Source organism: Klenkia sp. PcliD-1-E, assembly GCF_024124375.1.
Lineage (GTDB): Bacteria > Actinomycetota > Actinomycetes > Mycobacteriales > Geodermatophilaceae > Klenkia.
On record NZ_JAMXRZ010000052.1, the window covers coordinates 16,386 to 30,094 of the forward strand.

The following is a 13,709-nucleotide window of genomic DNA, read 5'->3' on the forward strand; positions in this document are numbered from 1 at the left end:
CTACCCGGTCAGCGCGGCGGCGAGCCGGTCGGCCGCACCCGGGTCGGCCCGGGCCAGGAACAGCGAGGGCTCGACCAGCTCGACCTCCAGCACCAGCGAGGTGCCGTCGTCGGCCCGGACCAGGTCCACCCGGGCGTAGGGGAGCGTGCCGAAGCGCTCGGTGACGACGGCGAGGGCGGCCCGGGCGACCGCGACCTGCTCGGGCGTGGCCTCGTGGCCGGTGGTCTGCTCGTCGGCGAACAGGTCATCCACGAGACCGGCCTCCGGGACGGCGACCCGCTTGCCCGCCGCGTGGCTGTACCGGCCGCCGAGGAACACCAGCGGCCACTCGCCGTCGATGGCGACGGAGGCGACGAGGGGCTGCACCAGGACGACCTGCCCGGCCCGGTGCAGCGCGGCGACGTGCTCGGCGGCCGCGGCGTGCAGGTCCGGGCCGTAGGTCGATGTGCCGCGGCTGCCGGCGCCCACGGCCGGCTTGACCACGAACCGGCCCGGCGGGAAGTCCGGCGCGCTGCCCGGTGGCACGAACCGGGTCGGGGTGATCGGCACGCCGGCGGTCTCCAGCTCGCCCAGGTAGCGCTTGTCCAGGCTCCACCGGAGGGCCGGGAGCGGGTTGACCAGCTCGGTCGACGCGTCCACCCGTCCCAACCAGGCCAGGAACTCCGGCAGCCGGTCGGCGTAGTCCCAGGTGGAGCGGGGGACCACCCGGTCGAAGGCGGCCCAGTCGGCCCCCGGGTCGTCCCAGTCCACCACCTCGACGGCGACCCCGGCGCGGGCCAGCGCGGCCAGGGCGGGGCCCTCGTCGTCGTCGCGTCCCCGGGCTGCGCGGGAGGTGGCCCAGGCCAGGCGGGTGGTCGTCATGTCGCGGGTCCCCTCCGGGCGCGGACGCCGGTCAGGCCGAGCCGCTCCAGGCCGCCGGCACGATCGTCCACATGATCTCCGACTCGCCGTCGGAGGGGTTGACCCAGGTGTGCGGGTCCCGACCGGAGAAGGTGAGGGTGTCGCCCTCGGCCAGCTCCACGGACTCGCTGGCGAAGCGCAGGGTGACCCGGCCGCGCAGCACGTGCACCGACTCCACGTCGCAGTTGATCGTGTAGAGCTGGGCGCCCCCGCTCGCGCCCGGTTGCAGCGTCGAGCGCAGCAGCTGCACCCGGGACTCCGCCCGCGGGGTCAGCAGCCGCTCCACCGCCCCCGAGCCGCCCATGTTGATCAGCGGGGCGTCGGCCAGCGGGACCACGCGCTGCACGGCGTCGTCGAACAGCGCGCCCACCGGCAGCGAGAGCACCTGGCACAACGTCACCAGGCTGGCGACGCTCGGCGAGGTCTCGTCCCGCTCGACCCGGCTGATGAACCCCTTGGTCAGGGCGGTCGCCTCGGCGAGCTGGTCGATGGTCAGCCCCTGGGCGCGCCGGGTCGCCCGGAGCTTGGCGCCGATGCGCAGCGGTTCCCCGGAGGGGGCGGGGTGAGGGGCGGCCACGGCCGCCATCCTCCCCGGGCGGCACCGGTAGGTTCCCGCGGGGCCCGCCCGCGGCCGGAGGAGGCACATGATGACCGACCGCGTCCCGGTCTTCCTGGACTGCGACACCGGGATCGACGACGTCCTGGCGATCGCCTTCCTGCTCTCCCGTCCCGAGCTCGAGCTGGTCGGCGTCGGCAGCGTGTCGGGCAACCTCGACGCCGCCCGGGCCGCGCAGAACACCCTCCAGGTGCTCGACCTCCTCGGCGGCCCGCCGGTGCCGGTCGCCGTCGGCCCCCGCGACGCCCTCACCCGCCCCTACGGCGGCGGCGCCCCCGACGTGCACGGCACCAACGGCATCGGGGACGTGGTCCTGCCGGCCACCGACCGGGTACCCGACGGCCGGACCGCCGCGCAGCTGCTGGTCGACCTCGCCCACGAGCACCGGGGTGCGCTGCGGGTGCTGGCGATCGGCCCGCTCACCAACATCGCCCTCGCGCTGGCCCAGGACCCCGATCTGCCCGCGCTCGTCCACGACGTGGTGGTCATGGGCGGTGCCTTCCTCGAGCCGGGCAACATCACCCCGCACGCCGAGGCCAACGTCTTCAACGACCCCGAGGCCGCCGACTTGGTGTTCGCCGCGTCCTGGCCGACCACGGTGCTGCCCGTCGACGCCGCCCGCCGGCAGCGCCTGGAGGAGGACGACCTGGTCGCGCTCCGCGAGGACCCGTCCCCGGCGGTGGCCGCGGTCGGGGCGATGCTGGGCGTCTACGGCGACTTCTACGCGGGCGTCTTCGGCCGCCGGCTCGCCGTGCTCTACGACCCCCTGGCCGCCGCACTGCTCACCGACTCGGTGCAGGTGACCCGCGAGCTGGTCACCCCGGTGGTCGTGGTGACCGGCGACGGCGAGGAGCGGGGGAGGACCACCACCGACGCCGGCGGCGGGCGGCGGCCCGCCCGCGTCGTGCTGGCCACCGAGCCGCCGTTCGCACCCGTGCTGGTCCAGGCGCTCCGCTCGCTGGGCTGACCCGGGGCCCCGACTGTCGGTGCTTCGTGGTGTCATGCGTCACAACGCAGCACGACGGAGGAGGGCGCGGTGCCGCAGGTCGTGGGTGTGCCCCGGGAGTCCCGGGCGGGGGAGCGGCTGGTGGCGGCCACCCCGCAGACGGCCGGCCGGATCGCGAAGCTGGGCTACCAGGTCGTGGTGGAGGCCGGGGCCGGTGAGCTGGCCGGGTACCCCGACCCCGACTACGCCGCCGCCGGCGCCCGGGTCGCCGGCCCCGACCAGGTGTGGGCCGCCGACGTCGTGGTGAAGGTCGGTGCACCGTCCGAGGACGAGGTCGGGCGGCTGCGCCCCGGCGCCGTCCTGGTCGCGATGCTCGCCCCGGCCCGCAGCCCCGACCTCGTGGACCGGCTGTACCGGGCCGGGGTGACGGCGCTGGCGGTGGACGCCGTGCCGCGCATCTCCCGGGCCCAGTCGATGGACGTGCTGTCCTCGATGGCGAACGTGGCCGGCTACCGCGCGGTGGTGGAGGCCGCGCACGAGTTCGGCCGGATGTTCACCGGCCAGGTCACCGCCGCGGGGAAGATGCCCCCGGCCCGGGTGTTCGTGGTCGGCGCCGGGGTGGCCGGGCTGGCCGCGATCGGCGCGGCCTCGGCCATGGGCGCGGTGGTGCGCGCCTTCGACGTGCGGCCCGAGGTGGCCGAGCAGGTGGAGTCGATGGGCGCCACCTTCGTGACCGTGGACATGGAGCGGGAGGTCTCCGCCGACGGCTACGCGAAGGTGATGACCGCGCAGCAGCAGGCCGCCACCGCCGCGCTCTACGACGCGGAGGCCCGCGCGGCCGACGTCGTCATCACCACTGCGCTGATCCCGGGCCGGCCGGCGCCGCGGCTGATCACCGCGGAGACCGTCGCGGGCATGCGCAGCGGGTCGGTGGTGGTGGACATGGCCGCGGCCAACGGCGGCAACGTCGCCGCCACCGAGGCCGACCGGCGGGTGGTGACCGGCAACGGGGTCGTCGTCCTCGGCTGGACCGACCTGCCCGGGCGCCTCGCGGCGCAGACCTCGCAGCTGTACGGCACCAACGTGGTCAACCTGCTGACGCTGCTCACCCCCCGCGGGGACGGCGAGGTCGTGCTGGACCTCGACGACGTCGTGCAGCGCGGCATGGCGGTCACCCACGCCGGGGAGCTGCTGTGGCCGCCCCCGCCCGTGCAGGTCTCCGCGGCCCCCGCGGCGACCGCCTCCCCGGTCGCGACCGCGACCGCCCCGCCGCGCCGGCGGGCCCGGACCGTGCCCGTGGTGGCTGCGGCCGCGGCGGTGCTGCTGCTGGTCGTGGGCGTCGCCCCGCCCCAGCTGCAGCTGAACCTGACGGTCTTCGCGCTGGCGATCGTGGTCGGCTACTACGTGATCGGGCACGTGCACCACGCGCTGCACACCCCGCTGATGTCGGTGACCAACGCGATCTCGGGGATCATCGTGGTCGGCGCCCTGCTGCAGGTCGGGCAGAGCCCGGTGATCACCGTGGTGGCCTCGGTCGCGGTCCTGCTGGCCTCCATCAACGTCGTCGGCGGCTTCGCGGTGACCCGCCGCATGCTGGCCATGTTCACCAGGAGCTGATCGCCGTGAGCACCGGATCGTCGTCGGTCGCGGCCTACCTGGTCGCCGCCCTGCTGTTCGTCCTCGCCCTGGCCGGGCTGTCCCGGCACGAGTCGGCCCGCCGGGGCAACGGCTTCGGCATCGCCGGCATGGCCGTCGCGCTGGTGGCCACGGTGCTGCTGGCCGCCGACGGCGGCATCGACGCCCTGGGCGCGGTGCTGGTCGTGGTGGCCGTGGTGCTGGGCGGGGCGATCGGCCTGCGGCTGGCGGCCCGGGTGCAGATGACCGGGATGCCCGAGCTGATCGCGCTGCTGCACAGCTTCGTCGGCCTGGCCGCGGTGCTGGTGGGCTGGAACGGGTACCTGCACGTCGAGGCGCACCCGGGCGGAGCCGCCGCGGCCGGGCTGGACGCCGCCGGGTTGCTGGGCGTGCACTCCGCGGAGGTGGCGATCGGGGTGTTCGTCGGCGGGGTCACCGTCACCGGCTCGGTGGTGGCCAACCTGAAGCTGTCGGCCCGGATCGCGTCGGCGCCGCTGGTGCTGCCGGGCAAGAACCTGCTCAACCTCGGCGCGCTGGTGGTCTTCGCCGTCCTCACCGTGTGGTTCGTGGTCTCCCCGCAGCTGTGGCTGCTGGCCGCGGCCACCGTGCTCGCCCTGGCACTGGGGTGGCACCTGGTGGCCTCGATCGGCGGCGGGGACATGCCGGTGGTGGTGTCGATGCTCAACAGCTACTCGGGGTGGGCCGCGGCGGCCTCGGGGTTCCTGCTGGACAACGACCTGCTGATCATCGTGGGTGCGCTGGTGGGTTCCTCGGGTGCCTATCTGTCCTACGTCATGTGCGCGGCCATGAACCGGTCGTTCCTGTCGGTCATCGCCGGCGGTTTCGGCATCGAGGCCGCCCGGTCCGGCGAGGACCCGCAGGGCGAGCACACCGAGATCACCGCCGAGGGCGTCGCCGACCTGCTGTCCCGGGCCCGCTCGGTGGTCATCGCCCCCGGTTACGGCATGGCGGTGGCGCAGGCCCAGCACCCCGTGGCCCAGCTGGACGCCCGGCTGCGGGAGCGGGGGGTGCAGGTCCGCTACGGCATCCACCCGGTCGCCGGCCGGCTGCCCGGGCACATGAACGTGCTGCTGGCCGAGGCGAAGGTGCCCTACGACATCGTGCTGGAGATGGACGAGGTCAACGACGACTTCGCCACCACCGACGTCGTGCTGGTCATCGGCGCGAACGACACCGTCAACCCCGCCGCCGCCGAGGACCCCACCTCGCCCATCGCCGGGATGCCGGTGCTCACCGTCTGGCACGCCGCCGACGTCGTGGTCTTCAAGCGCTCGATGGCCACCGGTTACGCCGGGGTGCAGAACCCGCTGTTCTTCCGGGACAACACGCACATGCTCTTCGGCGACGCCAGGACCCGGGTCGAGGACATCCTCGAGGCCCTCCGCGCTCCGGTCTGAACCCTCACCTCGCCATCAAGGTTTACGGCGTAAGCTCGCTCCCGGGTTCGGTCGTCGAGCCCACCCTTCCTGGGGAACGCGGGTCGACGCCGTTCCGGTCGATCCCGTTCCCTCGTCCGCGGTGGGCCGCCGGCCCACGCAGGAGCACGCCCGGACGGGCGCCGAGGAGCTACGGATGCACGAACCCAGCGAGCCGCTGCCGGACGCAGGCGGGGAGGGCGCGCGGGCGCACGACCCTCACCTGGACTGCCCCCTCGCCGACGACCCGGACGGCGCCCGACCCGACGGCGTCCCGGTGGACGGCGTCACGGCCCCCGGCGGGTCGATCACGACCGTCGGCGGGACGTTGCTGCTGGCCGGGGACGTCGGCACCGACCTCTGCCTGGCCTTCCGCGCCGTCGACCGGCCCTGGGCGGCCGTGGACTGCGTCGACGCCCGGCGGGTCACCTTCATCGGCAGCCCCGGGCTGTCGCTGCTGGCCGAGGTCGCCCGGGTGCGCGGTGCCGGGGTCCCGCTCTGGGCGAGCCGGGCGGCGCTGCGCCCGCTGCGGCTCACCGGCCTGGACCGGCTCTTCGACGTCCGGCCCGCGGGCTGACCGCTCCCGGACGCGGACCGGCCCGGGCCGGGGCCCGGGCCGGTCGGTGCAGCGTGCGGTGCCGAGGTCAGTCGGTGTAGCGGCGGGCCTCGTCGCGGACGGCGTCCACCGGGTTGCCGGTCGACTCCACCTCGCGGCGCGCCGCGGGGGCCTCGGACTCGACCTTGTCCAGCACCTTCTCCCAGCGCTGGCGCATCGGGACGATGCCGCCACCCCCCACGGCGACCACCACGACACCGACCAGGGCGGCGAGGGCGGCGTAGAGGACGGCGTTGACGACGTTGCGCGCGATCTGCAGCTGGTCCAGGGCAGCGATGATGCCCAGCGCCAGGATGAGCGTGGAGGTGGCGTTGGCCAGCACCCGGGCGTAGGACAGCGAGCCCAGGCTGTTCTGCACCAGCAGCTTCGCGCCGGCGGCGACCGCGGCGGCGATGACCAGGATCAGGATCGCCACGAACACCCGCGGCAGGTACCCGATCACCGCGGACAGGTAGTCGCTGATCGGGTTCTGGCCGAACACGCCGAAGGCGGTGGAGAGCACGAAGAGCATGACGGCGTAGAACACGAGCCGGCCGAGGATCTGGCCGGCGTCGAACTGCGAGTTCGCCAGCACCCGCTTGATGCCGCCGCGCTCGACGGCGCGGTCGAACCCGACCCGCTCCAGCACTCGCACCAGCACCTTCTCCAGCGCCTTGGCGATGAAGTAGCCGATGGCGAGGATGATGAGGAACAGCACCAGGCGGGGGATGAACTGCAGGACGGTGTCCAGCGCGTCGCGCGTGGACTGACCGATGTCGTTCACGGGGTCTCCAGGGTCTGGCTCGACCATGCCGGGATCCGGGATGGGCCCCCGGCGGACCCGGGTGCGGCCTGTGTGTGCCCCGTGATCATGTTGCGAAACAGATTTCCTACAACGTAAGTCGACGCCGTCAGGTCGGGTCGGTGGCCCGCTTGCGCTCGGAGGCCTCGTCGACGGTCTCCCGCGGCGAGGTCTGGGTGACGGCGCGCCCCTGCTCCTGGTAGACGTCGGGGATGCCGTCCCCGTTCGCGTCCCGGGCCTCGGCCTCGGCGATCCGCCGGTAGCGCCGGTCGCGCGGCTTGAGCACCGCGGTGGCCAGCAGCGCGGCCAGCAGCGTGCCGGTCAGCACGCCGACCTTGACGTGCTCGTCCGCCAGGGACCCCGGACCGAAGGCCAGCTCCCCGATCAGCAGCGAGACGGTGAAGCCGATCCCGGCCAGCAGCGACAGCCCGGCGATGTCGGGCCAGCGGAGGTCGGTGTCCAGCTCGGCCCGGGTGAACCGGCTGACCAGCCAGGTCGCACCCATGATCCCCACGGTCTTCCCGACGACCAGGCCCGCGATGATGCCCACCGCGACGCTGTCGGTGAGCGAGGCGCCCAGGCCCGACAGCCCACCGACGGTCACCCCGGCGGAGAAGAAGGCGAACACGGGCACGGCGAACCCGGCCGAGATGGGCCGGATCCGGTGCTCGAAGTGCTCGGCCAGACCCGGTCCGGCGTCCGGACCGCCGGCGGCCTGGCTGCGCACGACCGGGACGGTGAAGGCCAGCAGGACGCCGGCCACGGTGGCGTGCACCCCGGACTCGTGGACCAGCACCCAGGTGGCGGCGGCCAGCGGGAGCAGCACCCACCACGACCGGACACGCCGCTGCACCGCGATGCCGAACAGGGCCAGCGGGACCAGCGCCAGCGCGAGCGGGCCCAGCGACAGCGACGAGGTGTAGAAGATCGCGATGATCGTGATGGCCAGCAGGTCGTCGACGACGGCGAGCGTCAGCAGGAACGTCCGCAGGGCGGCCGGCAGGTGCGTGCTGATGACCGCCAGCACCGCCAGGGCGAAGGCGATGTCCGTGGCCGTCGGGATGGCCCACCCGACCAGCCCACCGTCGTTGCGCAGGTTGATGACCGCGTAGATGACCGCGGGCACCGCCATGCCGCCGACCGCCGCAGCCACGGGCAGCACCGCCTTGCGGGGGTCGCGCAGGTCGCCGGCGACGAACTCCCGCTTCAGCTCCAGCCCCGCGACGAAGAAGAAGATCGCCAGCAGCCCGTCGGCGGCCCAGGTACCCAGGCTCAGGTCCAGGTGCAGCGCTGCGGGACCGACCACGGTGTCCCGGAACCCCTCGTAGGCCGAGGCCCACGGGGTGTTCGCCCAGACGAGGGCGACGACCGCGCCGATGATGAGCAGCAGGCCGCCGACGGTCTCCTTGCGCAGCAGTGCGGCGATGCGGGCGGTCTCGGCCCAGGAGCCACGGGAGAACAAGCGGGCAGGTGAGGTCACAGATCAGCTCCGGCGTGCGGGGTCGGTCGAGGAGTTGCCGACCAGACTTCCCGGCGCACCTCGGTCGAGCTTACCGGGGCCCGGCCACCCGGGCGCGGCGTCAGGTGGTGATGCGCAGCAGCTTGTCCACGCCCATGGCCTGCAGCGGCCGCAGGGCCGGCCGGCTGGGGTGCACCAGCTCGACGGTGCGCGGCTCGGCGGCCCGCGCGATCTTGATGACCAGGGTGATGCCGGCGCTGCCCATGAACGTGACGCGCTGGGCGTCGATGCGCTCGACGGCGTCGGTGGCCCGCCCGGAGCGTTCCCAGGCGTTGACGAGGGCGAAGTCGACGTCGCCGGAGAGCACCAAGGTGCCGCCGTCGACGGTGATGGATCCGCTGGTGATGGCGTCGAGGTCCGGGAGGTCGTCGTCCATGGCGACCCGACCCTAGCGTCCCGCGCACCCCGCGCGGGGTTGGACCCGGCGAGGACGGGGAAGGGGGTGCGGGCATCCGACAGAGGGGGAGGACCCGTGGCCGAGCACGGTGTGGAGAAGGTCCGCGAGCTGGTGGCGGACGAGAAGATGGCGATGCTGACGACGGTCGGCGCCGACGGTTCGCTGCAGAGCCGGCCGATGTCCCTGCAGGAGGTCGCCTTCGACGGCGACCTGTGGTTCTTCGCCGAGGCCCACGGCGGGCCCGCCCAGAGCATCCAGGCCAACCCGCAGGTCAACGTCACCACCGGGTCGTCGTCCGCCTGGGTGTCGATCTCCGGGCACGGCAGCGTCGTCACCGACGTGGCCAAGAAGAAGGAGCTGTGGAACTCCGGCGCCGAGGCCTGGCTGCCGCAGGGCCCCGAGGACCCCTCGGTGGTGCTGATCAAGGTCGACGGCGACAGCGCCGAGTTCTGGGACACCCCCGGCGCGGTGGCCACCGCGCTGAGCTTCGTGAAGGCGAAGGCCTCGGGCGAGCGCGCCCAGGTGGGGGAGAACGAGAAGGTCGAGCTGCCCTGAGGACCGTGACCCGCGCGTGCGTGCACGCGCGGGTCACCCAGGCTGTCGGACCCGGGCACTAACCTGGCCCCGTGACGCGCGCGCAGGGCACGACGGGCAGCGCGCCGGCGTCCCGCGACGAGCTGGGCGACGCGGTGTGGACGGTGCCCAACGCGCTGTCGGTGCTGCGGCTGCTCGGTGTCCCGCTCTTCCTGTGGCTGCTGCTGGGCCCGCGGGCCGACGGCTGGGCGGTCGTCGTCCTCATGGTCTCCGGCGTCACCGACTGGGCCGACGGCAAGCTGGCCCGGGCGCTGGGGCAGTCCAGCCGGCTCGGGGCGCTGCTGGACCCCGCCGCCGACCGCCTCTACATCGTCGCCACCCTCGTCGCGTTCGTCATCCGCGACGTCGTCCCGTTGTGGTTCGTCGCCGCGATCGTGGCCCGCGAGCTGGTGCTGGCGGTGGTCCTGGTCGTGCTGCGCCGCTACGGGTGGCCCCCGTTGCAGGTGCACTACCTCGGCAAGGCGGCCACGTTCCTGTTCCTCTACGCCTTCCCGCTGCTGCTGCTGGCCACCGGGACCGGCACGCTGGCCGCGGTGGTGGCCCCGGTCGCCTACGCCCTCACGATCTGGGGTGGAGCGCTCTACCTGCTGTCCGCCCTCCTGTACGTCGTGCAGGCCGCCGGCCTGGTCCGCCAGGCACGGGCCGAGCGGGTGCCGGCGTGACCACCACCCAGGAGTCCTCCCGCACCCGGTCCCTGGGCGCCTCGCTGCTGGACCAGGTGCTCGCCGAGACCGTCGACCCGGCGTACGCCCGCGCCGCGGAGGCGCGGGCCGCCCGGCCCGCCCCCACGCGGGGCGCCCGGTGGCGCGGGCAGGCGCTCGTCGCGGTGACGATGGTGCTGGCCGGCCTGCTCGCCGCGCTCACCTACGACCAGGCCTCGGCCGGCAGCGAGGGCCGCCAGGAGCGGCGGGCCGCGCTGATCGCCGACATCGACCGGGAGTCCGGCGTCACCGACGACCTGGTCGCCTCGCTGGCTCAGCTGCAGGGCCAGGTGGGGGCGGCGCGCGACGAGGCGCTGTCGGCGTCGGCCGGCGGCCAGTCCGCCCTCGGCGAGCTCGCCCGCCAGGAGGCCGGCGCCGCGGCCGGACCGGTGCGCGGCCCGGGTCTGACGGTCACGCTGGGCAACGCCCAGCCCTCGGCCGACGACGACCCGGTCGCCGGGGCCTCGCCGGCCGACGGGCAGATCACCCAGGTCCTCGACCGCGACCTGCAGCTGCTGGTGAACGCGCTCTGGTCGGCCGGCGCCGAGGCGATCAGCGTCGACGGCCAGCGGCTGGGCCCGACCACCACCATCCGGCAGGCCGGCGGGGCGATCCTGGTCGACCTGCGCCCGGTCACCAGCCCCTACGAGGTGCTGGCCATCGGCGACCCCGACGCCCTGCAGAACGGGTTCGTGAACTCCGAGGAGGCCCGCTACCTGGTCAACCTCGCCCTGACCTACGACTGGGTGTTCACCTTCAACCGCTCCGACGACCTGGAGCTGCCGGCCGCGAGCAGCCCGGAGCTGCGGTCGGCACGGCCGCTGACCCCCGACCCCGCTGCGCCGTCGGGCACCCCCGGGTCCGACCCGGCCGGGGACGTCGGAGACTGACCCGGTGATCCCCATCCTCGGCCTCGCGGTGGGCGTGGTGCTCGGCCTGCTCCTGGACCCCAGCGTCCCGGTGTGGCTGCAGCCCTACCTGCCGATCGCGGTCGTCGCGGCCCTCGACGCGGTCTTCGGCGGGGTGCGGGCCCGCTTCGACGGGATCTTCGACGCGAAGGTCTTCGTGGTGTCCTTCGTGTCCAACGTCGTCGTCGCCGCGCTGATCGTCTTCCTCGGCGACCAGCTGGGCGTCGGGGCCCAGCTGTCCACCGCCGTGGTCGTCGTCCTGGGCATCCGGATCTTCGGCAACGCCGCCGCCATCCGCCGACACCTGTTCCGGGCCTGAGGAGGGACCGCCGTGGCCGACGAGCTCGAACCCCGGGAGGACCCGCCGACGGAGCAGGCGCAGCCCTCGCTCTGGCACCGGCTGCGCCACCACCGCCGGGACCGGCTGGCCGCCGCGCTGATCGGCGTGCTGACCCTGCTGCTGGGCTTCGCCTTCGCCGTCCAGGTGCGCAGCAACGACACCGACACCACCTACACCGGTGCCCGCGAGGAGGACCTGGTCAGCATCCTCGACCAGGTGAACGCCCGCGAGGACCGGCTGCGCGAGCAGATCAGCGAGCAGCGGGCCGCCCTGGAGCAGCTGACCGACACCGACAGCCAGGCCGCCGCCGCCCTCGCCGAGGCCCAGCAGCGGGCCACCGACCTCGGCATCCTCAACGGCAGCCTGGCCGCCCAGGGGCCGGGCCTGCGGATGACCGTCAGCGACCCCACCGACCAGGTCACCCCGGCGATCCTGCTGAACGCGGTGCAGGAGCTGCGGGGCGCGGGGGCGGAGACCATGCAGGTCGACGACGTACGGATCGGGGTGAGCAGCGCCATCACGGGCTCGGCCGGGTCGCTGCGGATCGACGGCCAGGACGTCGACGCCCCCTACGTGTTCGTGGTGATCGGCGACCCCCAGGTCCTGGCCACCGCCATGGACATCCCGGGCGGGGTCAGCGCCTCGGTGCGGCAGAAGGGCGGCGACGTGACGATCGTGCAGTCCGACCAGGTCGTCGTCGACGCGTTGCGACCCCTCGACCAGCCTCAATACGCTCAGCCCACCGACTAGAGGAGACCCACCCGCATGGCCACCCCCGACGACCGCCGCTACACCGACCAGCACGAGTGGGCCCAGGTCCAGGGCACCGCGGGAGCGGCGACGGTGGTCCGCATCGGCATCACCGACCACGCCCAGGACGCCCTCGGCGACATCGTCTACGTGCAGCTGCCCGAGGTGGGCGAGGAGCTGACCACCGGTAACCCGGTCGGCGAGGTCGAGTCCACCAAGAGCGTCTCCGACGTCTACGCCCCGCTGGCCGGCACCGTGTCGGCGGTCAACACCGCGCTGGCCGAGACCCCGGAGACGGTCAACTCTGACCCCTACGGCGAGGGCTGGCTCATCGAGATCGAGGTCACCGGCGACGCCGAGGACCCCACCGACGGCCTGCTCGACGCCGCCGCCTACCAGGCCCTGGTCGACCAGGGCTGACGCGCCGACCGGGGCACCCCCGGGTGCCCCGGACCCGGCGATCACTATGCTCGCCGGGACGATCGACCGACCCCCCAGGCGCCACCGCGACTCGAGCCCCGGGTCCGCGACGACACCGCCTGCACACCGGAGGAGACACCGTGCACTGCACTCGATGTGGACACCAGAACCCCGAGGGCAGTCGCTTCTGCGCGCAGTGCGGCTCGGCCCTCTCCCCGGAGCGCGCGGGGGAGTCCACCAGCGTCATCCCCAAGGTCGGCGGCGAGGAGTCGGGTGAGGCCCCCCAGACCGGGGAGACCCCGCTGGACGCCCACGCCGGCGCGGTGGAGTCCCTGCCCGCGGGCTCGGCCCTGCTGGTCGTCAAGCGTGGGCCCAACGCCGGCAGCCGGTTCCTCCTGGACCAGGAGGTCACCACCGCCGGGCGCCACCCCGACAGCGACATCTTCCTCGACGACGTGACCGTCAGCCGCCGGCACGTGGAGTTCCACCGCGAGGGCGGCGGCTTCACCGTGCACGACGTCGGCAGCCTCAACGGCACCTACGTCAACCGCGAGCCGGTCGACGTGGCCTCCCTGGCCGGCGGCGACGAGGTGCAGATCGGCAAGTTCCGGTTGGTCTACCTGACCGGTCCGCGCACCGGCGAGCCCGCCTCGTCGTGACGGCGGCGGCGCGCTCGGACGACCCGGTGGACGCCGGCGGGGCCGACGCCCGCCCCCGGTTCAACATCGGGGAGGTGCTCGCCGCCCTGCGCGACGAGTTCCCCGACGTGACGATCTCCAAGATCAGGTACCTGGAGGGCGAGGACCTCGTCCACCCGCAGCGGACGCCGTCGGGCTACCGGAAGTTCTCCACCGCCGACGTCGAGCGGTTGCGCTTCGTGCTGTCCGCGCAGCGCGACCACTACCTGCCGCTGCGGGTGATTAAGGAGCAGCTGGACGCGCTGGACCGGGGCGAGCAGCCCACCCGGCCCGAGCCCGCCGCCGCCCCCGCCGTGCCGCCGGTGACCCCCCGCCCCGCGGAGGGTGACCCGCTGCCCGCCGGTGCCTTCGCGGCGGCCGCCGGGCTGGACGACGCCCAGCTCGCCGACTGCGTGCAGCACGGCCTGCTGGTGCCGGCCGCCGACGGGACCTTCCCGGCCGGTGCGCTGGCG

17 protein-coding genes are annotated in these 13,709 nt (G+C 74.2%); 12 read left to right on the forward strand and 5 right to left on the reverse strand.

Annotated elements, in window-relative coordinates:
* Both NH342_RS12030 and NH342_RS12035 read right to left on the reverse strand, forming a co-directional pair.
* Positions 1–861 carry a RimK family alpha-L-glutamate ligase gene (locus NH342_RS12030; RefSeq protein WP_253015112.1) on the reverse strand — a complete coding sequence of 287 codons (861 nt, stop codon included), beginning with the start codon at positions 859–861 and terminating at the stop codon, positions 1–3.
* A 31-nt stretch (positions 862–892) separates the two neighbouring features.
* Positions 893–1,477, reverse strand: a complete 585-nt coding sequence (locus NH342_RS12035; RefSeq protein ID WP_253015113.1) for a helix-turn-helix domain-containing protein — start codon at positions 1,475–1,477, stop codon at positions 893–895.
* Between the two features lie 70 nt (positions 1,478–1,547).
* Here NH342_RS12035 and NH342_RS12040 point away from each other — a divergent pair, with 70 nt between their 5' ends.
* From NH342_RS12040 to NH342_RS12055, 4 genes are all read left to right on the forward strand, one after another.
* Entirely contained in the window at positions 1,548–2,483 is a 936-nt protein-coding gene (locus tag NH342_RS12040) for a nucleoside hydrolase (RefSeq protein WP_253015114.1), read from the forward strand.
* An 87-nt stretch (positions 2,484–2,570) separates the two neighbouring features.
* A complete protein-coding gene (locus NH342_RS12045) occupies positions 2,571–4,079 on the forward strand; it encodes a Re/Si-specific NAD(P)(+) transhydrogenase subunit alpha (RefSeq protein WP_374209433.1) in 1,509 nt (502 codons plus the stop codon).
* Between the two features lie 5 nt (positions 4,080–4,084).
* Positions 4,085–5,515 (forward strand): Re/Si-specific NAD(P)(+) transhydrogenase subunit beta, encoded by a 1,431-nt coding sequence (pntB, locus tag NH342_RS12050; protein ID WP_253015116.1) that lies wholly within the window; start codon positions 4,085–4,087, stop codon positions 5,513–5,515.
* A 175-nt stretch (positions 5,516–5,690) separates the two neighbouring features.
* Positions 5,691–6,110 (forward strand): STAS domain-containing protein, encoded by a 420-nt coding sequence (locus NH342_RS12055; protein WP_253015117.1) that lies wholly within the window; start codon positions 5,691–5,693, stop codon positions 6,108–6,110.
* Positions 6,111–6,177: 67 nt separating this feature from the next.
* On the opposite strand, the gene NH342_RS12060 is transcribed toward NH342_RS12055, so the two are convergent.
* The 3 genes from NH342_RS12060 to NH342_RS12070 all read right to left on the reverse strand — a co-directional run bounded on the left by NH342_RS12060 (position 6,178) and on the right by NH342_RS12070 (position 8,825).
* Entirely contained in the window at positions 6,178–6,912 is a 735-nt protein-coding gene (locus tag NH342_RS12060) for a hypothetical protein (protein ID WP_253015118.1), read from the reverse strand.
* A gap of 127 nt (positions 6,913–7,039) precedes the next feature.
* Entirely contained in the window at positions 7,040–8,410 is a 1,371-nt protein-coding gene (nhaA, locus tag NH342_RS12065) for a Na+/H+ antiporter NhaA (RefSeq protein WP_253015119.1), read from the reverse strand.
* 100 nt (positions 8,411–8,510) lie between these two features.
* Positions 8,511–8,825: an STAS domain-containing protein gene (locus NH342_RS12070; RefSeq protein WP_253015120.1), complete on the reverse strand. Its 315-nt coding sequence runs from the start codon at positions 8,823–8,825 to the stop codon at positions 8,511–8,513.
* Positions 8,826–8,921: 96 nt separating this feature from the next.
* On the opposite strand from NH342_RS12070, the gene NH342_RS12075 reads away from it, so the two are divergent.
* The 8 genes from NH342_RS12075 to NH342_RS12110 all read left to right on the forward strand — a co-directional run.
* Positions 8,922–9,401, forward strand: coding sequence for a pyridoxamine 5'-phosphate oxidase family protein (locus NH342_RS12075; RefSeq protein ID WP_253015121.1), 480 nt, complete (start codon positions 8,922–8,924; stop codon positions 9,399–9,401).
* A 71-nt stretch (positions 9,402–9,472) separates the two neighbouring features.
* Complete coding sequence (locus tag NH342_RS12080; RefSeq protein ID WP_253015122.1) at positions 9,473–10,102, forward strand: CDP-alcohol phosphatidyltransferase family protein; 630 nt, start codon at positions 9,473–9,475, stop codon at positions 10,100–10,102.
* Positions 10,099–11,031, forward strand: a complete 933-nt coding sequence (locus NH342_RS12085) for a DUF881 domain-containing protein (RefSeq protein ID WP_253015123.1) — start codon at positions 10,099–10,101, stop codon at positions 11,029–11,031. The genes NH342_RS12080 and NH342_RS12085 overlap by 4 nt, the downstream gene beginning before the upstream one ends.
* 4 nt (positions 11,032–11,035) lie before the next feature.
* Entirely contained in the window at positions 11,036–11,368 is a 333-nt protein-coding gene (locus tag NH342_RS12090; protein ID WP_253015124.1) for a small basic family protein, read from the forward strand.
* A gap of 12 nt (positions 11,369–11,380) precedes the next feature.
* Positions 11,381–12,139, forward strand: a complete 759-nt coding sequence (locus NH342_RS24220) for a DUF881 domain-containing protein (RefSeq protein ID WP_253015125.1) — start codon at positions 11,381–11,383, stop codon at positions 12,137–12,139.
* A gap of 15 nt (positions 12,140–12,154) precedes the next feature.
* Positions 12,155–12,559 carry a glycine cleavage system protein GcvH gene (gcvH, locus tag NH342_RS12100; protein WP_253015126.1) on the forward strand — a complete coding sequence of 135 codons (405 nt, stop codon included), beginning with the start codon at positions 12,155–12,157 and terminating at the stop codon, positions 12,557–12,559.
* Between the two features lie 140 nt (positions 12,560–12,699).
* The gene (locus NH342_RS12105; protein WP_253015127.1) at positions 12,700–13,218 is read left to right on the forward strand and encodes an FHA domain-containing protein; all 519 of its coding nucleotides are present in this window, start codon (positions 12,700–12,702) and stop codon (positions 13,216–13,218) included.
* The coding region (locus NH342_RS12110; protein WP_253015128.1) for a MerR family transcriptional regulator at positions 13,215–13,709 on the forward strand (495 nt) is incomplete at its 3' end. The genes NH342_RS12105 and NH342_RS12110, both read left to right, overlap by 4 nt.